The following is a 21,227-nucleotide window of genomic DNA, read 5'->3' on the forward strand; positions in this document are numbered from 1 at the left end:
CGGCTCCAGAACACTCAAGTCGGGCAAGTGACCTTGCCGTTATCCAGCCCCTGCTTGTAACTGTGGCTCTGCAGGCTGGCCTTGCCGTTGTGCCAGGTCAGGGTCAGCACGTACAGCGAGTCATAGTCGCCGGACGCCCAGTCTTCGGTGATGGACTGTTTCTCGCCCACGGCCTTGCCGGCGACCTTGTTGATCAGCTCCGGCAGGTAGCCGTGGGACCAGGCGGTGTAGATGGTCGAGTTGTGATACTTGTCGGCGGTCAGCTCCCGAGCCAGGTCGCTGGTGTCGTTGGCCGAGAATTCGATGTTCACCGGCAGGCCGAGCTTGATCGCGGCGGGGCTGATAGTCATCAGCGGGCGGATGTAGCTGTAGGAGTTGTCCAGCTCGCCTTCCTCGACATTGCGCGTCGGGTTGGCGGCAAACACGTAGTCGGCCTTGCCGAATTTCTCCGGCAGCAGCGTCGACAGCTCGATGGCGCGGTTCAGGCCCTGGCAGTTGAGCTGGCCGAGGCCGCCGGCAGGTTTTTCCCCGTGGCGCAGGAAGATCAGGGTCTGGGTGCCATCCACCGGTTGTGCGCGGCTTTCGCTGGACTCGAGCGACAGGAACAGCGCGCTCATCGCCAGCAGCGAGGGCAGGGCCACGTAGGCGCGATGTTTGAAGCGTTTGGCGACTTTCATCAAGTTCGTCATGAGATCAGGATTCTTCAGCGTGTTCGGTTAAGGCTGACAAACCTCTACACCGCGGGCTGCCGGGCCGGGTGTTTTTCCCTGTCTTGATTGGCTTGCTTGGAGCCCCCGCAGGCCTTTTGGTTCGATCCGCTTGCCGGGGCGCACTCTAAAGGCATCGCCCAAAGGCTTGAGGGAAGGTTAGCGACAGGATGTTGCGGAATTAAGTAAGCGTGGTGTCCACGGCAAAAAAGAACCCGAGCCAGAGCGGAAAACGTGGATTATGCTCAGGCCTTTCATTTTGTGACTGGATGCTACACATGACCGATCTGTCCGCGTTCCCGATCACCCAGAAATGGCCGGCGCAGTACCCTGACTGGATTCAGCTCTATTCCCTGCCGACTCCCAACGGCGTCAAGGTCTCGATCATGCTCGAAGAGATCGGTCTGCCCTACGAGCCGCACCGTGTGGGGTTCGACACCAACGACCAGATGTCCCCGGCGTTCCTGTCGCTGAACCCGAACAACAAGATCCCGGCGATCCTCGACCCTCACGGCCCGGATGACAAACCGCTGCCGTTGTTCGAGTCCGGCGCGATCCTGATTTATCTCGCCGACAAAAGCGGCCAGTTGCTGGCCCAGGAAGGCGCGCTGCGCTACGAGACGATCCAGTGGCTGATGTTCCAGATGGGCGGCATCGGCCCGATGTTCGGCCAGCTCGGCTTCTTCAACAAATTCGCCGGCAAGGACTACGAAGACAAACGTCCCCGTGACCGCTACGTCGACGAAAGCAAACGCCTGCTCAACGTCCTGAACGCCCGCCTCGAAGGGCGCGACTGGATCATGGGCGAGCGCTACACCATCGCCGACATCGCCACGTTTCCGTGGGTGCGCAACCTGATCGGGTTCTACGAGGCGGGCGATCTGGTCGGCATCAAGGACTTCCCGAACGTCACCCGGGTACTGGAGCGTTTTCTGGCGCGTCCGGCGGTGGTGCGCGGGCTGACCATTCCCTCATAACCCTGTGGGAGCCGGGTGCGCGGATTATTGCGCGCCCGGTAATGCACTGTTGATTGATCCAGGTTTGTACCCCGTCCCCCGCAAGGCATAAGCTTCGCCCCCTACGACTTTCGTCTCATCTGCCCGTTTTCAGGAAAGGCCCCATGTCCAGTCAGTTCCCCGAAGCACGTCCACGCCGTCTGCGCCGCAATGCGAGCCTGCGCAGCCTGTTCCAGGAAACCGAGTTTTCGCTCAACGATCTGGTGCTGCCGATCTTCGTCGAAGAAGAGATCGACGACTTCGTGCCGATCAAGAGCATGCCCGGCGTGATGCGCATTCCAGAGCGCAAACTGGCCAGCGAGATCGAGCGTTACGCCCGGGCCGGGATCAAGTCGGTGATGACCTTTGGCGTATCCCATCACCTGGACGCCAACGGCAGCGACACCTGGCGGGAAAACGGTCTGGTGTCGCGCATGTCGCGGATCGCCAAGGACGCCGTGCCGGAAATGATCGTGATGTCCGACACCTGCTTTTGCGAGTACACCGACCACGGTCACTGCGGCGTGATGCACAACCATGAAGTCGACAACGACCAGACCCTGATCAACCTCGGCAAACAAGCAGTCGCGGCAGCGCGTGCCGGTGCCGATGTGATCGCACCGTCGGCCGCGATGGACGGTCAGGTGCGGGCGATTCGCCGGGCACTGGACGATGCCGGCTTCACGCAGATTCCGATCATGGCCTACTCGACCAAATTCGCCTCGGCGCTCTACGGCCCGTTCCGCGAGGCCGGTGGCAGCGCGCTGAAAGGCGACCGCAAAAGCTATCAGATGAACCCGATGAACCGCCGCGAAGCCCTGCGGGAATCGTTGCTCGACGAGCAGGAAGGCGCCGATGCGCTGATGGTCAAACCGGCCGGCGCGTACCTGGACATCATCCGTGACATCCGTGAAGCCTCGAACCTGCCGCTGTCGGCGTATCAGGTCAGCGGCGAGTACGCGATGATCAAGTTCGGCGCCCAGGCCGGGGCCATCGATGAGGATCGTGTGGTGCGCGAAAGCCTCGGTGCGATCAAACGCGCGGGGGCGGATCTGATCTTCACCTACTTTGCGATGGACCTGGCCCTGGCCGGGATATAAAAATCAAAGTCTTCATTTGAAGTTTCAGCTGATATAGATGCTCATATACCGAGTTGAGTATCTATTTCGGTTGAAAGGGGTTGCTGTTTAAAGGGTTGCGACAGGGTAAGTACCTCCAAAAGCAGATTCGCGATAAAGGTGGAGTAAGTTCTGGTTCGGAAGAACTGTCCGTGGGATTGTCTTAAGAAGTGCAAATTCTTCTACTAGTGGTTTGAATTTTTCGTTTCCAAAATCAGAAATGCAGTTGTAAAAAATCAACATCAACTCTGCGCTTGAGAGTTGGGCTCGTACGATATTTGTATAAAACTTTTTATCAATGTCAGGGGTGGTCTTGATTAGTTTTATTATGTTGTACAAGAGTCTAAAGTAGTGTCCGAGTTCGGGTTCGTGCTCTATGAAATAAACTGAGTATATTGCTTTGAACTCTTGTTCGTTGCAGTTTTTGATTTTTGAGATTTCACCTTCGATCCGTTTTAGAAAGACTCTGAAGCAATCTCTACCTTTTTTTGTTTTTTTTGCGGAATCGAGATCGATAGAGTTTACTATCGTGTTGTGTAGGTTGAGTAACTGAAAGAACGACCCCTCAAATTTTTGTTGACGGAGTGTTTCATTTTGCTTGGTTAACGCCGATGCCGAGTTTTTTAGCTCCTTTGTTGATATCTTTAGTTCTTTAATTTGTAAGCTAAAAGTTGCGAGTAAAGCGATTAATGCTAAAAAACTAAAAGTTGGGTTTAGTACACCTCCAAGAAAATCACCAAATTGCCCCCAGTGTTCTGGGTTTGGCGATAAGGGTCCGTAGAAATTGATCGCGTAAGCACAGATAAATATTAGGGAAAGTGAGATACCTATGTAGATTAGCCTGTTGAGTTGAGTGAAATGTTTTTCGGCCAATAGCAATTCATTTTCTGTGTTGACTTCTTGGTTGTTCAATGAAAAGTTCCTCTTGCCCTAAACAGCCTTGTTCGTTGTTAAAGGCCTACGACCCTGTTCCAGTCGGAAATGTACATGTACATTCTTTGGAATTCACTTGGTAGTAACATTCTGTTGTGAACGATGAAATTTCTGCTTTTCTCTAGTTCGTCCATACGTTGTTTTAACCAATGTTGAGATGGGATTATCGATTCAAAATGAACCCACTTGTTGAGTATTATTTGTGCAAGGTGTCCGAAATCCAGAAAACCTAGAATGTCCGTTTTTTCTCCCTCAAGCCATGAATCTAAATTTGCAGTTGTCTGTCTGTTATGGGCATGGGTCTTTATTTTTTCCGGTATCTTTTCCACCCATCCAATTCCTTCAGTTTCTTGGAGCGTTTGTCTTATAAAGTCGCGGACGTGATTCTCGAATGCGAAAAGCACTGCATACAATCTTGCCATCTCAAGCGAATTGTTTCTCAAACTGACAGGGAAAGGGGCAAGTGCCTCCGCTAGAAGCCTTTCTTCCGTTTCAGTTTGATCGGCACCTATTTTTATCCCCGCTCTCTGAAATACAGAAGCTTCTGCTTCAAATAACAGTCCCCTAAACATAAAGTCTCGCAGTTCTTTGTATTTCAAAATAAATGCTCTTTTAGTGATTTGAAAATTGCGTTGTACACTTCTATGTCTTTTGTGGCGGGTAAGTGAATTTGAATGTTGTAGTGTAAGCCGGGGGTTTTTATAAGCTGCGGCGGGGGTTGTGTTTGTTCCACCGTAACAGAAGATTTTTCCTCCGTGTCTTCGGTGGTCCGAGTTTTTGCGCTGGTATGTTTGGTGTCTGCGAGCTCTAAAAGCGACATAAATGTGCGTCGCATATTGGTAGCAACATTGTCGCTCGCGTTGTGATAGCTTTTGAATTTTCCTTCAATTGCGGCGCTGTCGGCGGAAGTTGGGTGCTCTTTGATGAGGAATATATCGGCGTAGGCTTCTTTTAGTGCTTCACCCATGATTGCTTTTGATTGAGAGTGGTCCCGGTAATCCTTATATCGAGCGGTTGGTTTTCCGTCTGGAGTTAAAAAGCCCAAAGCCTTTAGTAGAGGGATGTAAGCGCGCTGTTTGTTTGATTTGAAACCAAGATCTATTAGAAATTGGTGAGTGAATAGCGGAGGCGCTTGTCCATCTCGTATTCTGTTAAAAAACTCGCCTAGTTTTCCATAGGCTTCGGTATAGGCATTTGTTAAGGCCATTACTTTCCTCGACTATAGTCGCTTGCTGTTGACTCTCAGGATAGTAGTTGGGTTTTTTATGTTTTCCACTCTGCTGTAGGAAACGAAGAAAATACGAAAAAAGATTATTAGATTAAGCCAAAAAACGGCCGGATCCCGTGGTCACGGAAATACCGTTCGATCACCTTTGGATCCGCGCTGTTGTCGGCAATCGCCACGTAAGTATCCGGGCGCAGCAGGTAAAAGCCGTTGCGCCCCAGTCCTGCCGATTCAAACGCCGGGCGCCAGTCGAACACGTGCAGCGGCAAGTGGTGTTCATTGCACCAGGCGATCATCTCGTCGCTGGTGTCGCCGTACACATGCACCTGCCAGCATGGATTGCGCAGCGGTTCGTAATTATCCCCCTCGCCATCATGGGCCCACGGCAAACGGTCGCCGCCGTGCACATGCCCGGCCACGCCTTCGCTCAACGCCATGCCCCGATAATTGACGGTGATTTGCGAGACGGTGCGAAACAGGAATTCGCGACTGGTTTCGAATGAGGCCATTTTCGGGATCAGGAACGGTGCCAGTCGCGTGCGCAACAGATCGGCCATGCGGCCCTCGGCGGTAACGAAACTGAAGACTTTGTCGGTGGTCGATACCAGCCGCCGGGCGAAGGCAATACGTTCGGTTTCGTAGCTGTCGAGCAGCTTCGCCGTGGCGCCACCGCTGAGTACCGCCGCGAGTTTCCACGCCAGATTGATCGCATCGCCGATGCCGGTGTTCATGCCTTGGCCGCCGGCGGGGCTGTGCACGTGCGCTGCGTCGCCGAGCAGAAAGGCCCGGCCCTTGCGAAAGTGATCCGCCACCCGATGATGCACGCGATAGGTGGAGAACCAGTTGACGTCCTCGATGTGCACGTTCAAGTGCTCGATGGCGCGGCTGCTGACATCGGAGAATTCCAGGGTTTCAGCGCGATCTGCACGTTCGTCGCGCACGGTGCCGATCAGCCGCGCACGGCCTTCGCCGGCCAGCGGGAATACCGCCAGAAAATCCGCCTCATCCAGGTCCAGATGCAACTCGCCGTTGAGCGCCGGGCCGCTGGCCTGCACGTCGGCGACGTAGAAAATCTGTTGATAGGTGCCACCGGGGAAACCGGTGTCGAGGGTTTTGCGCACGACTGAACGGGCGCCGTCACAACCGGCCAGGTAGCAGGCCTGGCAGATCTCCTGCTCGCCATCCGGCAGGCGCAAATGTGCGGTGAGGCCGTCGCCGTTTTCCGTGAAGCTTTCGAGGGTGGTATTGCGCTCGACGAACACGTCGTAGTCTTCGAGGCGGTCGATCAGCAACCGCTCGTGTTCGTCCTGCGGGTAGATTTCCAGAAAGGCGTAAGGCGTCAGGCCTTCGCCGATGCGGTTAAGCGGCAGTTGTGCCACGGGGTTGCCCTTGACCCAGAAATTCGCCGCCGCCACCCGGTGCCCGTTGCGTACCACGGCTTCGGCGAGATCCAGTTGCCGGTACAACTCCAGCGTGCGCGCCTGCACCGCCAGCGCCCGTGAGGTGGTACCTGGCACGGAGCTCTTGTCGATGATGCGCACCCGCACGCCCAGTTTGCTCAGCCACAGGGCCAGTACCAGTCCGGTGGGGCCCGCGCCGATGATCAGAACGTCACTGCGGTTCATGGTCTGTCCTCCTCGCGTGCCCTTTGCCACTGAGTGTGCAGCAGCAAGTATGGATCAGCAGGCGAGGGCAGCCAGTCGGCCTGCCAAACGGGACGATGGAACAGCGCCGCCGGCCCGCAGTCCTATCCTGCACCCTGCGATTGAGCGTAGGGTTAACCCGCCTCAACGGACTGGATGAAGCGTTATGCACACCCCTCGATTATTCGTCAGCCTCGCTGCATTGCTGGTGCTGGCCGGTTGCGCAGGCCAACGCGGGCAGGAACCGGCCCCGCGTTCGCCGGCCGAGGTCAAGGCGCAGATCGTGCGTTTGCTGCCAGCGAAAACCGTCGACCGCCAGGGCTGGGCCACGGACATCTACACCGCGTTCGCCGCACAGGGCATCAGCCCGACCACGCAAAACCTGTGTTCGGTGCTGGCCGTCGCCGAGCAGGAATCCAACTTTCAGGTCGACCCGCCGGTGCCCGGCCTGGGCAAGATTGCCCGCGACGAGATCGACCGGCGCGCGGCCAAGGTCCACATCCCGAGCCTGTTGGTCAGCGGCGCCTTGCAGGTGCGCTCGCCCAACGGCAAGAGCTACAGCGAACGCCTGAGCGCGGCACGCACCGAGAAAGACCTGAGCGCCATTTTCGATGACTTCATCGGCATGGTGCCGATGGGGCGCACGCTGTTTGGCGGCTTCAACCCGGTGCACACCGCCGGGCCGATGCAGGTCAGCATCGAATTCGCCGAACAGCATGCCAAGGGTTATCCGTATCCGGTGAGCGGCACGATTCGCCACGAAGCGTTCACCCGTCGTGGCGGCATGTATTTCGGCATCGCCCATTTGCTGGGGTATCCGGTGAGTTATCGCGAGCCGCTGTACCGCTTTGCCGATTTCAACGCCGGGTGGTACGCCAGTCGCAACGCGGCGTTTCAGAATGCAGTCAGTCGCGCCTCGGGCGTTCCGCTGGCGCTGGATGGTGACCTGATTCGCTATGACTCGATCATGCCGGGCACGACCGAACTGGCGGTGCGCAAACTCGGCAAGTCATTGGGTATGCGCAATCCACAGATCCGTGACCAGTTGGAGAAGGGCAACACGCTGGGATTCGAGGAGACCAGGCTGTATCAACGGGTCTTTGAACTGGCGGACAAGGCAGAAGGCAAATCATTGCCCCGGGCGGTGCTGCCGGGGATCGTTCTGCAGAGCCCTAAGATCACCCGCAAACTGACCACTGCGTGGTTCGCCAAACGGGTCGATGAGCGCTATCGGCGCTGCATGGCCAGGGACTGAAGCGGCAAAAAAAGACGTAAAAAAACCCGGCTGAAGGGAGCCGGGTTTTTTCTGGATTGCTGCGGTAAAGCCCTTCATTCAGGCAACGCGGCGTTCGATCAGACGATCCGAGCCACCTTCGGCAACGCGACGTTCTTGCAGACGATCCGAGCCACCTTCGGCAACGCGGCGTTCTTGCAGACGATCCGAGCCACCTTCGGCAACGCGGCGCTCTTGCAAACGATCCGAACCACCTTCAGCGACGCGACGTTCCAGCAGACGATCCGAGCCACCTTCGGCAACGCGGCGTTCCAGCAGACGATCCGAGCCACCTTCAGCGACACGGCGTTCCAACAGACGATCCGAGCCACCTTCGGCAACACGGCGTTCCAGCAGACGATCCGAACCACCCTCGGCAACGCGCTGTTCGATCAAGCGATCCGAACCGCCTTCAGCGATCATGGTGTGGGCAGGTTTGGCGGCAAATGCGTTGAAGGCCAGAACCGAAAGGGCAATGCTGAGGATGACTTGGCGTTTCATGATTTTGTGCTCCGGGGGTGTTGTTTGTTTGGTATGGAGCAGATGTTACGCCCGGGATTTTTTAAGAGAACTTCATTGACGTGATGGTGAACATCGACGCCGATGATGGTTCTTCAGAGCACCTTCACCGCTCGGCCAATCGCCTGGATCGGCCCGGTGGGTTTGCCGATCGGCGAACCATTGGCGCCTTCCAGCGTCAGCTCGAACAACTGGTTAGGTTGCAGCGGCGGCAGCTTGTCCAGCGGGATCGACAGCGCTTGCCCCGGCTTGACCAGACCCAGCGACACCGGGCCTTGCCAGCCGTCGGCCTTGGTCCAGAACTCCAGCGCCTTGTCCGCCGGCACCTCGACCACGCCCAGCGGAATCAACTGAATCTCCCGGGGACTGCTGGCCTGGATCACCCAGCCCGGCGCCTTGTCCTGCGGGGCGACCAGTACCACCAGATAACTCGGTTTCGGCGTGGTCTGGGTTAACAGGATCGAACCCAATAACAAGGTTGCGGCCAACCCGGCAGCGCTCAAACCGCGCCACAGTGACAGGCGGTTCCACCATGAAGTCTCTGGCGCCATCTTATGGGGGAGTTGCCCGACACTGCGTTCAATGCGTTGCCACAACTGCGACGAGGGCTGATGCGCCGGGGCGAGGTCGGTCAGTTCCAGCAGACGCCGTTCCCAGGCATCCACGGTCGCTTGCAGCTCGGGCTCGTTCGGCAGGCGTCGCTGCACTTCGGCGCGTTCTTCGGCCGAGAGCGTGCCAAGCACGTATTCGCCCGCCAGTTCATCGCGTTCCTGCGCCGATTCGGTGGTCATCCCATGCACTCCCGCAACGCATTGAGGCTGCGTTTGATCCAGGCTTTGACGGTGCCCAGCGGCGTGTCGAGGCGTTGGGCGATCTGCGCGTGGCTGTAACCGTCGACGTAGGCGTGAAGGATGCAGCGGCGCCGTTGCGGTTCCAGTTGATGCAGGCAGCGGTGGATGCGCGTCGATTGCGCCAGCGTGTCGATGCCGTCATCACTCGCCAGTGATTCGTTGTGTTCGTTCAGCGATGTTTCCCGGCCATGATCGCGCAACACATTCAGCGCCAGATGCCGGGTCACGCTGAACATCCAGCCTCGGGCCGAACCGCGCGCCGGATCGAACCCCGACGCGCCGGCCCAGATCTTGATGAACGCATCATGGACGATGTCCTCCGCCAGCGCCGTATCACGCACCAGACGCCGGGCCACACCGAGCAGCCGCGGACCTTCCTGCACGTACAATTCGCGCAGCGCCTCGCGCTCGCCACGAGAACAGGCGGCGAGGCGGGCTTCGTAATCGAACAGGTTTTCGGGCAAGGGCATGTCCTGCAATCTAGCAAGCATCGACCAAACGTCCAGTCAGGTTCAGTTCGCCGCCCAGAAAATGTAATCGGCCTGGTACTTCACTGTTTCCTGTTTACCCTTGTTTGCGGCCGTGCATTCGCTGCCCGGCGCCACACCGCCCTTGAGGGCGACGCGTTGGATGTAGCTCATGCCGCTCATCGCGCCTTTGCCTTCAGCGGGGTTGGCCTTCACCAGTTGATAGGGCAGGTTGCCCGGACTTGAGGGGGCAACGGCCAGTTGCGTGCCGGTGACTTTCGAACCGTCCTGCGCCTGCCAGGTGGCGGGCGGGCCGAAGTAGGTGCCCACCTGTTTGCCGCTGCGATCATTGAGCACCGCCTTCGGGCCGACGAACACCCACTCGGTCTGGCCGGCGACATTGGCCTTGTCCCGGCACTCGTAGGTGATCTCGCCGACCCCGGTGGTTTCCATCGCGATCTTGTGGCCGTCCGGCACCTTGATCGCGTCGGGATAACTGCTTTGGGCAAAGCTTGTCGAGGCGACAGCGAGCAAACCGGTGAGGCCAATCAATTGGGTGATGTTCATCAGTGTTTCTCCGAAAAGGGTAAACCGCTGACAGCCGAAAGAGGGCTGTTACAGGGACTACCCGTGACGGAGCGGTTTGGATGCAGGGCTCATGAGAAAATTTTTGCAGCCGTTGCAGATCCCTCAATTTGGCGTGCCTGCACGAGCCCGGAAGCCTTGAGCAACGCCTGGGTATAGGCATGCTGCGGCGCCGCAAAAATCTCGCGCGACGCTCCCTGTTCCACCACCTTGCCATCCTTGATCACCATCAAGTCGTGCGCCAGCGCATGCACCACCGCCAGGTCATGGCTGATGAACAGGTACGTCAAGCCATGGCGGATCTGCAACTGCCGCAGCAATTCCACCACCTGTTTCTGCACCGTGCGGTCCAGCGCCGAGGTCGGCTCGTCGAGCAGAATCAGCGCCGGTTCCAGCACCAGCGCCCGGGCGATGGAAATGCGCTGGCGCTGGCCGCCGGAGAATTCGTGGGGATAGCGATGGCGGCTCTGCGGGTCGAGGCCCACTTCCTCCAGCACGCGGATCACCGCTGCCTCACGTTCCTCGGCCGTGCCGATGCCGTGGGTCAGCAGGCCTTCGGCGATGATCTGCTGCACCGACATCCGTGGGCTGAGGCTGCCGAACGGGTCCTGGAACACCACCTGGATCTGCCGGCGAAAAGGGCGCATCAAACGCTGATTGAGCAGGCTCAATTGCTTGTTGCCGAACCGAATATCGCCCTCGGATTCCACCAGCCGCAGAATCGCCTGGCCCAGCGTCGACTTGCCCGAGCCGGACTCGCCGACTATGCCCAGGGTCTTGCCCCGTTGCAGACGAAAACTCACGCCGTCTACCGCCTTGATGTATTCCTGGGTGCGGCTGAACAGCGCCTTGGGCAGCGGGAACCAGACTTTCAGATCGTCCACCTCCAGCAGGTTGTGATCGTAGCGGCTCGGCACCGGCGCGCCGGATGGTTCCGCCTCGATCAGCAGGCGGCTGTAAGGATGCTGCGGGGTGTGGAACAGCGTTTCGCACTCGGCCTGTTCGACGATTTCCCCGTGGCGCATCACGCACACCCGTTGGGCGATGCGCCGCACCAGATTGAGGTCATGACTGATCAGCAGCAGCGACATGCCGAGGCGTTGCTGCAACTCGATCAACAGCTCCAGAATCTTCTGCTGCACGGTCACGTCCAGCGCTGTGGTCGGCTCATCGGCGATCAGCAATTCGGGTTCGTTGGCCAGCGCCATGGCGATCATCACTCGTTGCCGCTGGCCGCCGGAGAGCTGGTGCGGATAGGCCTTCAACCGTTGCAACGGTTGGCGAATGCCCACCAGTTCCAGCAGCTCCAGCGTGCGCTGGCGAGCGGCGCGACCCTTGAGCCCCTTGTGGATCTCCAGCACTTCGCTGATCTGTTTTTCCACCGTGTGCAGCGGGTTCAGCGAAGTCATCGGCTCCTGGAAAATCATCGCGATGCGGTTGCCGCGCAAGCCGCGCAGTTGTTTTTCGCTGGCGTGCAGCAAGTCCACGCCGTTGTAGCGGATGCTGCCCGTGCTGCTGACGGTTTTGCCTGGCAGCAAACGCAGAATCGAGTGCGCCGTCACCGACTTGCCCGAGCCGGATTCGCCGACCAGTGCCAGGCACTCGCCACGGCGGATGTCGAGGTTTACGCCGTGCACCACTTCATGCCCGGCGAAGGCGACGCGCAGGTCGCGGATTTCAATCAGGTTATCGGTCATTTCAGCTCCGGGGATCAGGATCGCGGATCGAACGCGTCACGGCAGGCTTCGCCGATAAACACCAGCAAGGACAGAATCAGCGCCAGGGCGAAAAACGCCGTCAGCCCCAGCCACGGCGCTTGCAGATTGCGCTTGGCCTGGCCGATCAGTTCCCCCAGCGACGCGGTGCCGGCGGGCATGCCGAAGCCGAGAAAGTCCAGTGCGGTGAGGGTGGCGATGGCGCCGGTCAGAATGAACGGCAAGTAGGTGAGGGTGGAGGTCATGGCGTTGGGCAGAATGTGCCGGCGCATCAGTTCGCTGTCCGTCAGACCCAACGCCCGCGCAGCCTTGACGTATTCCAGGCTGCGCCCGCGCAGGAACTCGGCGCGCACCACGTCCACCAGTGCCAGCCAGGAAAACAGCGCCATGATCCCCAGCAGCCACCAGAAACTCGGCGAGACGAACCCGGACAAAATGATCAGCAAGTACAACACCGGCAGCCCCGACCAGATCTCCAGCACCCGTTGCCCGAGCAAGTCGACCCAGCCGCCGTAGTAACCCTGCAACGCCCCGGCGACGATGCCGACCAGCGCACTGACGGCGGTGAGGATCAGCGCAAACAGAATCGAAATCCGCGTGCCGAAGATCACCCGCGCCAACACGTCCCGCGCCTGATCGTCGGTGCCCAGCCAGTTGCTGGAGGACGGCGGGCTCGGCGCCGGTTCCGTGAGGTCGTAATTGACCGTGTCGTAGCTGAACGGGATCGGCGGGAACAGCATCCAGCCGCCCTGATCCTCGATCAGCCTGTGTACGTAATTGCTGGCGTAATCCGGCTGGAACGGCAGTTCGCCGCCGAAATCGGTTTCCTGATAATCGCTGAGGATCGGGAAGTAAAAGGCGTTGTGGTAGCGGATTACCAGCGGCTTGTCGTTGGCGATCAGTTCGCCGCCGAGGCAGATCAGGCACAGCCCGATGAACAGCCACAGCGACCAGCGCCCGCGACGGTTGGCCTTGAATTGCGCGATGCGCCGCCGGCCCAGAGGGGAGAGTGTGAACATCAGGCAGTCCTCGCCGAAAAGTCGATGCGCGGGTCGAGCAGGGTGTAGCAGAGGTCGCCGATCAGCTTGATCAACAGGCCGAACAGGGTGAACAGGAACAGCGTGCCGAACACCACCGGGTAGTCCCGCGACACCGCCGCTTCGTAGCTCATGCGCCCGAGGCCGTCGAGGTTGAAGATGGTTTCGATCAGCAGGGAACCGGCGAAAAACACCTCGATCAATGCCGACGGCACACCGGCCACCACCAGCAGCATCGCGTTGCGAAACACATGGCCGTAGAGCACGCGTCTTTCGGTCAGCCCCTTGGCGCGCGCGGTGATCACGTACTGGCGGCTGATCTCGTTGAGGAAGCTGTTCTTGGTCAGGATCGTCAGCGTCGCAAAACCGCCGATCACCAGCGCCGTCACCGGCAACACCAGGTGCCAGAGGTAGTCGCCGACCTTGCCCCACAGGCTCAGACTGTCGAAGTTGTCCGAGACCAGCCCCTGCACCGGAAACCAGTTGACGTAGCTGCCCCCGGCGAACACCACGATCAACAGGATCGCGAACAGAAACGCCGGCATTGCGTAGCCGACGATGATCGCCGTGCTACTCCAGACATCAAATGCGCTGCCATTTCGGATCGCCTTGCGAATGCCCAGCGGGATCGAGATCAGGTAGGTGATCAAGGTTGCCCACAGGCCGAGGGACAGCGACACCGGTAGTTTCTGCACGATCAGATCCGTCACCTTCGCACCGCGAAAGAAACTGCTGCCCAGGTCCAGTTGCGCGTAGTTCTTGAGCATCAGCCACAGGCGTTCGTGCATCGGTCGGTCGAAACCGTAGTGGTGTTTGATTTCTTCGATCAGCGCCGGGTCCAGGCCACGGCTGCTGCGCCCGGCACCGCCGATGGCGGTTACCTCGCTGGCGCCGCCCATGCTGTGCCCGCCGAAGCCTTGCAGGCGGGCGATGGCCTGTTCCACCGGGCCGCCGGGCGCGGCCTGCACGATGACGAAGTTGACCACCAGAATGCACAGCAGCGTCGGGATGATCAGCAACAGACGTCGACTCAGATAACGCCACATGTCACTGGCCCCCCGCGAGTTGGTGCAAGGCACTCATTTGCGGGTTGGTCAGCGGCTTGGTCGAGACCTCCCACCAGGTGTCGAGGCCTTCGCTGTAGATCGGCTGCACCGGCGGCATGCCGAAGCGGTTCTGATACACCGTCGGCGTGCCTTTGGAGTAGTAGTTGGGAATCATGTAGTTACCCCATTGCAGCACCCGGTCGAGGGCGCGGGCGTAACGCACCATGGCGTCGCGGGTATTGGCCTGCACCAGGCCGTCGATCAGTTGGTCCACTGCCGGATCAGTCAGCACCATGGAATTGGAACTGCCAACCTGGGTGGCGCTCTGCGAGGCGTACAGGCTGTACAACTCGCGGCCCGGCGAGACGATCGGATCGCCGCTGCGCGGGAAACTGGTGACGATCATGTCGTAGTCCCGGGCGTTGAGCCGGTTGACGTACTGCGCCGAATCGATGCGTCGCAGATTGAGGGTGATGCCGATCTGCGCCAGGGTGCGTTTGTACGGCAGCAGCATGCGGTCGAAACCGCCCTGGCCGTCGAGGAAGGTGAATTCGAATGGCTCGCCGGCGGCGTTCACCAGCCGATTGTTTTTCGGCGTCCATCCGGCTTCGGCCAGCAGCTTTAATGCTTGCAACTGCTTGTCGCGGATGTAGCCGCTGCCATCGGTTTTAGGCGCCTGATAGACCCTGCTGAAAGCCTCGTCCGGAATATGTCCGCGCAGCGATTCGAGGATCGCCAGTTCCCCGGCGTCGGGAAGTGCGGTGGCGGCCATTTCACTCTTCGGCCAGTAGCTGTTCTGGCGCACGTAGAAGCCGCGCATCATCTGCTTGTTGGTCCACTCGAAATCCCACAGCAGGCTCAGCGCCTGACGCACGCGGCGATCCTTGAACAGCGGGTTCTGCAGGTTGAACACAAAACCCTGGGCGCTGGTCGGTTTGTCCGGGGCGAGAATCGCCTGTTGCAGGCGTCCGTCGCGCAGGGCCGGACTGTCGTAGCCGACCACGTAGCCAGACGAGGAAAACTCGCGGTTGTAGTCGAACGCGCCGGCCTGCAGCAGTTGCCGGGCGACGTCGGTGTCGCCGTAGAAATTCACGGTCAGGCTGTCGAAGTTGTACATGCCGCGACTGACTGGCAGGTCCTTGCCCCACCAGTGCGGATCACGCTGGAAACTGATGCTGCGCCCCGCATCGACCTTGCTCACCCGGTACGGGCCGCTGCCCAGCGGCGGTTCGAAGCTGCCGCCGTTGGCGAAGTCGCGGGTCTTCCACCAGTGTTCGGGCACCGGTCGCAGCGACGCCAGATCCAGCGCCAGCGTGCGGTTGAGGTTGTTCTTGAAGGTGAAGCGAATCTGCCGCGGGCCTTCGATCAGCACATCCTGCACGTCGGCGTATTGCTGGCGATAACTCAGGCTGCCCTTGGTCATCAACAACTCGAAGGTGTAGCGCACGTCCTCGGCGGTGATCGGTGTGCCGTCGGCGAAACGCGCCTCGGGATTCAGGTTGAAACGCACCCACAGGCCGTCGGGGTCGCGCTCCATGGATTGCGCCACCAGGCCGTAGACGGTGTAGGGCTCGTCCAGCGAACGGAACGCCAGCGGCGAATACACCCAGTCGTTGACCTGCACCACGGAAATGCCCTGATCGGCATACGGGGTGATGTAGTTGTACTGACCGATTTCCATCGAGGCGCGGCTGAGCGAGCCGCCCTTGGGGGCGTCGGGATTGACGAAGTCGAAGTGCTGGAAACCGGCAGGGTATTTCGGCGCCTCGCCGTACACCGTCATCGCGTAGCTGCCGCCGGCCAGCGCAGCTGCCGCGTTGCACAGCAGCGCGCTGCCGAGCAGCAAGCCGGCCATGTTGCGCATGAATGTCATGAAGTCGTTCCTCTGAGCCGGAAAAACCCGAAGCGGCGGCTGGCCGCTGCGGGATGCGAATTCGCAAGGGGAGGGGGCCGGCCGGAGTCTTGCTCGGCCCCGACCGTGACTCAGAAGTGGTACGTCATGCGCGCAAACAGCGTGCGGCCCAGCGGATCGGTGTAGCGCGGGTCATAGCCGCTCTGGAAGTTGTAGGCCTGGTTGGAGAACGGCGGATCGCGGTCGAACAGGTTCTTCACCCCGGCATCCACGTCCAGCACCTTGTCGAAGGTGTAACCGGCCGACAGGTCCCACACCGAATACGACGCGACCCGCGCGTTGGTTTCGCGGTCGTAGTCGTTGTAGCCGGTGGTGAAGCGGTTGGTCAGCGCCGCACGGGCCGCGCCGAAGGTCCAGGAACCGGTCAGGTTGTGTTTCCAGCGGGCAATCACACCGTCGCCCTTGAAGTCGCCGACCTTGTCGGTGAACGGGCCCTTGATGGTGCTCTGAAAGTCGTACTCGTCGACATAGGTGCCTTGCAGGCCCAGACCGAATTGACCGTACGGCGTGTTCGGGAAGCGATAGTCCAGCGACACATCGACGCCGTTGGTTTCGACGATGCCGAGGTTGGCGTTGCCGGTGACGATGTAATTGAGCGTGCCGTCGGCGTTGCGCACGAAGCGGTCGGGGTAGCTGCCTGCCTGATCGAACACGGTGGATTCCGGGAACGGCTGGATCTGGTTGGAGATGTGAATCCACCAGAAATCCAGGCCCACGGACAGATTGCTGACCGGCTGATAGACGAAGCCCAGCGTCACGTTGCGGGCTTTCTCCGGGGCCAGGTCTTCGTTGCCGCCGATCTGGTTGAGGAACTGCTGACCGCAATCGCGCCCGCCGTTGCCGCCCGGTTGCACGACACCGCCGGTACACAGCACCGGGTCGTTGTAGTAGCCCTGGGTGTAGGTGATGCTGCGCGGCGAATACAACTCATACAGCGACGGCGCGCGGAAACCTTCGCTGTAGGCGCCGCGTACTACCAGCTCCTTGAGCGGCTGATAGCGGAACGAATATTTCGGGTTGGTGGTGCTGCCGAAGTCGCTGTATTTGTCGTGACGTACGGCGGCGGACAGTTCCAGGCTGTCGAGCACCGGCACGTTGATTTCCGCGTAGGCGGCTTTTACGCTGCGGTCGCCCTCGACGCTGCCGGCCGGGTCGATGCCCAGGCTCTGGATGTCGCCGGCGAACGGCTCGAAGTCCTGGTGGAATTTCTCTTTGCGGTACTCGCCGCCCAGCGCCAGACCCGACGGGCCGGCACCGAACCAGTCACCGATTTCGCGGCTGATCCGCCCGTCGAAACCGGCGACCCGACCGACCGCCGTGGAATAGGCGCCGTGGTACATGGCCTGATCGATGTACTGCTGACCGGCGCTGCTCTGCGGCCCGAACGGGTTGAGCAGACCGCTGGCCAGACCGCTGATCATCGCTTGATCGCTGACATAGCCGCTGGTGACGCTGGAGACGATCTTGTTCTGGTTGTACGAGGCGCCGACGTTGTAGTCCCAGCCGCCGACCAGACCGTCGAAGCTCAGCAAAAAGCGCTGGCTGGTGTTCTGGTCTTTCGATTCGCGCGGACCAGCGGCGGTTTCGCGCCAGTTCACATCCACCGGTTGCGTCGGGTCGAGGGCGAAGCCGGTGGGCGCCGGGGTGATGCCGTTGCCGGGGTAGTAGGGCGAGGACGAATCCAGGCTCAGGCCGGTCAATGGCGCCGGGCCGACAGCGGTGGCGTTGTTGTTGCGCGACCAGAAGTATTCGAGGTTGACGTTGTGATCGTCGGCCAGTTTGCCGGTGGTCTTGCCGAAGAACGAGGTCTTCTCGGTCTGCGGCACCAGGTCGATGTATTCGCGGGTGCTGAAGCGGCAGAGGCCGTCACGGGCCACGAGGTTGGGGCCGTTGCAATTGCTGTTGGCCAGCGGGTTGGTGGCATTGCCGTTCTGGCTGTAATTGCCGGGGAACGCGGTGCCGGAGGTCTGGTCCAGGCCACGGCCGGGCACGTAGTCGCGGGCGAAGGAGCGGTCGTTTGCGTCGAGGTTCTGCTGCTTGTTGTAGTTGAACACGCCGAGCACGTTGAAGCGGTCCTGCTCCAGGTCGCCGTAACCCCAACTGGCGCTCATGTCCTTGGTCGCACCGCCGCCGCTGTGGGTCGGGGTTTCGCCGCCGAGGGTGAGCTGGCCGTCGGTCATGGATTTCTTGGTGATGAAGTTGATCACGCCGCCGATGGCGTCGGTGCCGTACAGGGCCGAGGCGCCGTCGCGCAGCACCTCCACGCGCTCGATCGCGGCAAACGGGATCATGTTCAGATCCACCGCGCCGCCGGCCGAGTTGGTGCCCGACAGGGCGTTGTTCGCCAGCCGGCGACCGTTGAGCAGCACCAGCGTCTTGTTCGCGCCGATGCCGCGCATGTCGGCAAACGATGCGCCGCCGGTGGCCGCGCCGACCGAGCCTGCGCTGTTGTTGATCGACTGGCTGCCGGTGATGCGCTGCACCAGTTCGGCGGTGGTGGTCACGCCCTGTTTGCGCAGTTCCTCGGCTTTGAGCACGGTGATCGGCACCGCCGTTTCCGCATCGACCCGACGGATCGCCGAACCGGTCACTTCGACCCGTTGCAGTTGCGTGGTCGGCGCGACCACCGCAGCGGCGGCCGGGACGTTGTTGTCGTCCTCGGCAGCCTGAACCCCGGCGCCCATCCCCATGGCCACCAGGTACAACGGAACGAAACGGTGGCGGGAAATCGTCGCCACCAAGGGTTTGAGCGTGAAGCGTGGAGTGTTCATCAGCATGGTTGTTTCCGACTTTGTTAGACGTTTATCGAAATGGCCTTGTGAGCCCTCTTTGCACGGAGCACGGTGGTGCCGCGCCGCGAAAACCACTTTCTTCAAGCAAGCCGATCCCCTCCGAAGACGCGGTGCGTTTTTTCGGTCGGCCGATTGCGACGGGATTCAACGAACGGTGCCGGGCGCGTCCCTCACGGCGCGCCCGGCACCGCCGTCAGCGGGTGGTCATCACCGATATTTTGGTGATGCCCGAGCGCTCGATGGACGCCATGGCTTTGGCTACCTGGCCGTAATTCACGGCGGAGTCGGCCTGCAGCTGCACGCGCACTTCGGCGTCCTTGGCCTTGACCTCCTTGAGGCTGGCTTCCAGTGATTCCGGCGCCAGCTCGGTCTTGGCCAGGAAGAACTTGCCGTCCTGGTCGACGCTGACCACCACCGGGTCTTTCTTTTCGGCGGGGGCGACGGCGTCGGTTTTCGGCAGGTTGACCTTGATCGCATTGGTCATCAGCGGCGCGGTGACGATGAACACCACCAGCAGCACGAGCATTACGTCCACCAGCGGCGTGACGTTCATTTCGCTGAGCACTTCATCGCTGTCTTGAGTGGAAAAGGACATCAGCTGGCCTCCCGCACGGCGGCCGTGGACTTGGCGATGGCCTGGCGGCTGATGGAAAACGCACTGCGCGAGGCGAGGGCGTCGAAGTCGTGGGCGAAGTCATCCATGTCCGCCGAGGCCAGCTTCAGGCGCCGCAGGAAGAAGTTGTAAATCAGCACTGCCGGCACCGCGACGGCAATGCCCACACCGGTGGCGATCAGCGCGTGGCCGATGGGCCCGGCCACGGTTTCCAGGCTGGCCGAACCGCTGGCGCCGATGCTTTGCAGGGCTTCCATGATTCCCCACACGGTACCGAACAGGCCAATGAACGGCGCGGTGCTGCCGATGCTGGCGAGGATCGCCTGGCCGTTTTCCAGCGAGCGGCGTTCCTTCTGGATCTGTTGGCGCAGGTTGCGCTCCAGTCGGTCGGAACGGTTGATGGTGTGCGCCAGTTGTTGGGTGGTGCGAGGGGATTCTTCCACCAGCAGGGCTTCGAAACCGCTGCTGGCGATCCGCGCCAGCGAGCCCGGATATTGACTGGCGTGTTCGGCGGCGGTCAGCAGGTCCGGCGCGCCCCAGAAGGCTTTGCTGAACTGTCTGTTCTGGGTTTTCTGGCGCAGGTACTGCGCCGACTTGACCAGCAGGATCGCCCAACTGACCACGGAAAACAGCACCAGCCCCCAGAGCACGCCGGGGACAATCATCGAAGACAAAGAATCGTTCATGGCTACACCTCGCTTGCGTTAATCGGTTGTGAGTTCGGTTGTCGCGCCGTCATTGCGGCAATTTGAAATCGATGGTCTGGGTGGCGAAGCCGTCGATCGGCGTGTCGCCGCGCTTGGCCGGGATGAACTTCCAGGCTTTCACCGCCGCGACCGCTGCGTCATCCAGTTGCGGCTTGCCGCTGGATTTGGTCACCGTCACCGAGCCTGCACGACCGTTGGCCAGCACCTGAATCCGCAGCACCACGCTGCCTTCCCAGTTGCGCCGCAGGGCCAGCGACGGGTATTCCGGCGGCGGGTTGCCAAGGCTGGCGAGGCCGGAAATCGCCGCCGACTCTTTCACAGGGCCCGGTGCCGCCGCAGGTGCCGGAGGCGCGCTCGGGGTGGCCGGGGCGGCAGGCGCTGCCGGTTGCGCAGGGGCGGGTGGCGCTTTCGGCGGCTCGACCTTTTTCACCGGTTTGGGTTTCTCGACCGGTTTCTGTTTTTCGATCGGCTTGGGTTTCTCCACCGGTTTGGGCGGTGGCTTGACCGCGTCCTCGTCTTCCACCGGTTGTTCCGGTTCGGGAGGCGGCGGTGGGGGCGGCGGCTCCGGTGTCGGCGGGGCCGGAGGTGTCGGGCTGGTGAGCTCGACGGTCATTTCCGGAATTTCCGGTGGCGTGGGCAACGGCTCGGCCCTGGCCTGCTGGAAAAACCACCAGGCGCCGCCGTGTATCAACGCCGACACCGCCACCAGCAACAGCATCTGCTGTTTGTTCAGGGCGCCGGGCTGCGAAGTGTTGGCCTTATAGACGGGCCGACCCGCCACCGACGCAAGTGGTGCGTTCCGTAATGGCCCCGGCGGCGTTTTGTGCTTTACCGCATCGTTCATTAAAGCTCCCTCGGGTGGATGAAGGGCAATAAGGTGCCGTTCGAACAACACAGCGTTGTTCGAGTGAGTGGTCGCAACTTTCATACAGGTGTGCAGAAGCCGATAGTTGAACTATCTATTGAACAGGGCTTGTGCAGCTTATTGCTTCAGTAACATCGACTTCGATTGTTCATTGATCCGGTCCGTGGCTGTTCTTTTATGAGTAAGTGTGCAATTGAGTGGCTTGTCTCATTCTTGCCCTCATG

At 60.4% G+C, this 21,227-nt stretch carries 20 protein-coding genes; 3 read left to right on the plus strand and 17 right to left on the minus strand.

What is annotated here, in order from left to right; genetic code table 11:
* Positions 1 to 14 precede the first annotated feature (14 nt).
* On the minus strand, positions 15 to 689 hold the full coding sequence (locus tag AC1RME_RS25525) for a histidine phosphatase family protein (RefSeq protein ID WP_493091934.1): 675 nt from the start codon (positions 687 to 689) through the stop codon (positions 15 to 17).
* A 296-nt stretch (positions 690 to 985) separates the two neighbouring features.
* Between AC1RME_RS25525 and AC1RME_RS25530 the strand changes: the two genes are divergently transcribed.
* Both AC1RME_RS25530 and hemB read left to right on the plus strand, forming a co-directional pair.
* A complete protein-coding gene (locus tag AC1RME_RS25530; RefSeq protein WP_096823070.1) occupies positions 986 to 1,684 on the plus strand; it encodes a glutathione binding-like protein in 699 nt (232 codons plus the stop codon).
* Positions 1,685 to 1,827: 143 nt separating this feature from the next.
* Positions 1,828 to 2,802 carry a porphobilinogen synthase gene (gene hemB / locus AC1RME_RS25535; protein ID WP_003223551.1) on the plus strand — a complete coding sequence of 325 codons (975 nt, stop codon included), beginning with the start codon at positions 1,828 to 1,830 and terminating at the stop codon, positions 2,800 to 2,802.
* Positions 2,803 to 2,889: 87 nt separating this feature from the next.
* On the opposite strand, the gene AC1RME_RS25540 is transcribed toward hemB, so the two are convergent.
* The 4 genes from AC1RME_RS25540 to AC1RME_RS25555 all read right to left on the minus strand — a co-directional run bounded on the left by AC1RME_RS25540 (position 2,890) and on the right by AC1RME_RS25555 (position 6,603).
* Complete coding sequence (locus AC1RME_RS25540; protein ID WP_493091936.1) at positions 2,890 to 3,732, minus strand: putative phage abortive infection protein; 843 nt, start codon at positions 3,730 to 3,732, stop codon at positions 2,890 to 2,892.
* A gap of 38 nt (positions 3,733 to 3,770) precedes the next feature.
* Positions 3,771 to 4,352 (minus strand): Swt1 family HEPN domain-containing protein, encoded by a 582-nt coding sequence (locus tag AC1RME_RS25545; RefSeq protein WP_493091937.1) that lies wholly within the window; start codon positions 4,350 to 4,352, stop codon positions 3,771 to 3,773.
* Positions 4,349 to 4,960: a DUF5343 domain-containing protein gene (locus AC1RME_RS25550; RefSeq protein WP_493091938.1), complete on the minus strand. Its 612-nt coding sequence runs from the start codon at positions 4,958 to 4,960 to the stop codon at positions 4,349 to 4,351. Before AC1RME_RS25550 ends, AC1RME_RS25545 begins: the two co-directional genes overlap by 4 nt.
* Before the next feature lie 107 nt (positions 4,961 to 5,067).
* Positions 5,068 to 6,603, minus strand: a complete 1,536-nt coding sequence (locus tag AC1RME_RS25555; protein ID WP_493091939.1) for an FAD-dependent oxidoreductase — start codon at positions 6,601 to 6,603, stop codon at positions 5,068 to 5,070.
* A 184-nt stretch (positions 6,604 to 6,787) separates the two neighbouring features.
* On the opposite strand from AC1RME_RS25555, the gene AC1RME_RS25560 reads away from it, so the two are divergent.
* Positions 6,788 to 7,876, plus strand: a complete 1,089-nt coding sequence (locus AC1RME_RS25560) for a DUF1615 domain-containing protein (RefSeq protein WP_493091941.1) — start codon at positions 6,788 to 6,790, stop codon at positions 7,874 to 7,876.
* A 78-nt stretch (positions 7,877 to 7,954) separates the two neighbouring features.
* Here the strand turns inward: AC1RME_RS25560 and AC1RME_RS25565 are convergent, their stop codons facing one another.
* The 12 genes from AC1RME_RS25565 to AC1RME_RS25620 all read right to left on the minus strand — a co-directional run bounded on the left by AC1RME_RS25565 (position 7,955) and on the right by AC1RME_RS25620 (position 20,982).
* Entirely contained in the window at positions 7,955 to 8,395 is a 441-nt protein-coding gene (locus tag AC1RME_RS25565) for a phage infection protein (RefSeq protein WP_493073174.1), read from the minus strand.
* Positions 8,396 to 8,508: 113 nt separating this feature from the next.
* The gene (locus tag AC1RME_RS25570) at positions 8,509 to 9,204 is read right to left on the minus strand and encodes an anti-sigma factor (RefSeq protein WP_493091942.1); all 696 of its coding nucleotides are present in this window, start codon (positions 9,202 to 9,204) and stop codon (positions 8,509 to 8,511) included.
* Positions 9,201 to 9,734 (minus strand): sigma-70 family RNA polymerase sigma factor, encoded by a 534-nt coding sequence (locus tag AC1RME_RS25575; protein ID WP_493091950.1) that lies wholly within the window; start codon positions 9,732 to 9,734, stop codon positions 9,201 to 9,203. Before AC1RME_RS25575 ends, AC1RME_RS25570 begins: the two co-directional genes overlap by 4 nt.
* Before the next feature lie 42 nt (positions 9,735 to 9,776).
* Entirely contained in the window at positions 9,777 to 10,298 is a 522-nt protein-coding gene (locus tag AC1RME_RS25580; protein ID WP_493091943.1) for a DUF3455 domain-containing protein, read from the minus strand.
* An 89-nt stretch (positions 10,299 to 10,387) separates the two neighbouring features.
* Positions 10,388 to 12,013, minus strand: coding sequence for an ABC transporter ATP-binding protein (locus tag AC1RME_RS25585; RefSeq protein ID WP_493091945.1), 1,626 nt, complete (start codon positions 12,011 to 12,013; stop codon positions 10,388 to 10,390).
* Positions 12,014 to 12,027: 14 nt separating this feature from the next.
* Positions 12,028 to 13,050 (minus strand): ABC transporter permease, encoded by a 1,023-nt coding sequence (locus AC1RME_RS25590; protein ID WP_096823062.1) that lies wholly within the window; start codon positions 13,048 to 13,050, stop codon positions 12,028 to 12,030.
* Positions 13,050 to 14,114 carry a microcin C ABC transporter permease YejB gene (locus tag AC1RME_RS25595; RefSeq protein ID WP_096823061.1) on the minus strand — a complete coding sequence of 355 codons (1,065 nt, stop codon included), beginning with the start codon at positions 14,112 to 14,114 and terminating at the stop codon, positions 13,050 to 13,052. Before AC1RME_RS25595 ends, AC1RME_RS25590 begins: the two co-directional genes overlap by 1 nt.
* A 1-nt stretch (position 14,115) precedes the next feature.
* Positions 14,116 to 15,987, minus strand: coding sequence for an extracellular solute-binding protein (locus AC1RME_RS25600; protein ID WP_493091946.1), 1,872 nt, complete (start codon positions 15,985 to 15,987; stop codon positions 14,116 to 14,118).
* Between the two features lie 110 nt (positions 15,988 to 16,097).
* The gene (locus AC1RME_RS25605) at positions 16,098 to 18,803 is read right to left on the minus strand and encodes a TonB-dependent receptor (RefSeq protein ID WP_493073167.1); all 2,706 of its coding nucleotides are present in this window, start codon (positions 18,801 to 18,803) and stop codon (positions 16,098 to 16,100) included.
* 208 nt (positions 18,804 to 19,011) lie between these two features.
* Complete coding sequence (locus AC1RME_RS25610; RefSeq protein WP_007959059.1) at positions 19,012 to 19,413, minus strand: ExbD/TolR family protein; 402 nt, start codon at positions 19,411 to 19,413, stop codon at positions 19,012 to 19,014.
* Positions 19,413 to 20,117 (minus strand): MotA/TolQ/ExbB proton channel family protein, encoded by a 705-nt coding sequence (locus tag AC1RME_RS25615; protein ID WP_007959058.1) that lies wholly within the window; start codon positions 20,115 to 20,117, stop codon positions 19,413 to 19,415. Before AC1RME_RS25615 ends, AC1RME_RS25610 begins: the two co-directional genes overlap by 1 nt.
* A 49-nt stretch (positions 20,118 to 20,166) precedes the next feature.
* Positions 20,167 to 20,982, minus strand: coding sequence for an energy transducer TonB (locus AC1RME_RS25620; RefSeq protein WP_493091947.1), 816 nt, complete (start codon positions 20,980 to 20,982; stop codon positions 20,167 to 20,169).
* Positions 20,983 to 21,227 lie beyond the last annotated feature (245 nt).

It is taken from the genome of Pseudomonas sp. GW822-FHT03F08 (genome assembly GCF_058801265.1).

Coding starts and splice junctions, on each gene's coding strand:
- AC1RME_RS25620 (WP_493091947.1), bottom strand. CDS start 20,982: ATGAACGATGCGGTAAAGCACAAAACGCCGCCGGGGCCATTACGGAAC.
- AC1RME_RS25610 (WP_007959059.1), bottom strand. CDS start 19,413: ATGTCCTTTTCCACTCAAGACAGCGATGAAGTGCTCAGCGAAATGAAC.
- AC1RME_RS25570 (WP_493091942.1), bottom strand. CDS start 9,204: ATGACCACCGAATCGGCGCAGGAACGCGATGAACTGGCGGGCGAATAC.
- hemB (WP_003223551.1), top strand. CDS start 1,828: ATGTCCAGTCAGTTCCCCGAAGCACGTCCACGCCGTCTGCGCCGCAAT.
- AC1RME_RS25600 (WP_493091946.1), bottom strand. CDS start 15,987: ATGACATTCATGCGCAACATGGCCGGCTTGCTGCTCGGCAGCGCGCTG.
- AC1RME_RS25585 (WP_493091945.1), bottom strand. CDS start 12,013: ATGACCGATAACCTGATTGAAATCCGCGACCTGCGCGTCGCCTTCGCC.
- AC1RME_RS25530 (WP_096823070.1), top strand. CDS start 986: ATGACCGATCTGTCCGCGTTCCCGATCACCCAGAAATGGCCGGCGCAG.
- AC1RME_RS25590 (WP_096823062.1), bottom strand. CDS start 13,050: ATGTTCACACTCTCCCCTCTGGGCCGGCGGCGCATCGCGCAATTCAAG.
- AC1RME_RS25550 (WP_493091938.1), bottom strand. CDS start 4,960: ATGGCCTTAACAAATGCCTATACCGAAGCCTATGGAAAACTAGGCGAG.
- AC1RME_RS25565 (WP_493073174.1), bottom strand. CDS start 8,395: ATGAAACGCCAAGTCATCCTCAGCATTGCCCTTTCGGTTCTGGCCTTC.
- AC1RME_RS25605 (WP_493073167.1), bottom strand. CDS start 18,803: ATGCTGATGAACACTCCACGCTTCACGCTCAAACCCTTGGTGGCGACG.
- AC1RME_RS25580 (WP_493091943.1), bottom strand. CDS start 10,298: ATGAACATCACCCAATTGATTGGCCTCACCGGTTTGCTCGCTGTCGCC.
- AC1RME_RS25595 (WP_096823061.1), bottom strand. CDS start 14,114: ATGTGGCGTTATCTGAGTCGACGTCTGTTGCTGATCATCCCGACGCTG.
- AC1RME_RS25525 (WP_493091934.1), bottom strand. CDS start 689: ATGACGAACTTGATGAAAGTCGCCAAACGCTTCAAACATCGCGCCTAC.
- AC1RME_RS25615 (WP_007959058.1), bottom strand. CDS start 20,117: ATGAACGATTCTTTGTCTTCGATGATTGTCCCCGGCGTGCTCTGGGGG.
- AC1RME_RS25555 (WP_493091939.1), bottom strand. CDS start 6,603: ATGAACCGCAGTGACGTTCTGATCATCGGCGCGGGCCCCACCGGACTG.
- AC1RME_RS25560 (WP_493091941.1), top strand. CDS start 6,788: ATGCACACCCCTCGATTATTCGTCAGCCTCGCTGCATTGCTGGTGCTG.
- AC1RME_RS25575 (WP_493091950.1), bottom strand. CDS start 9,734: ATGCCCTTGCCCGAAAACCTGTTCGATTACGAAGCCCGCCTCGCCGCC.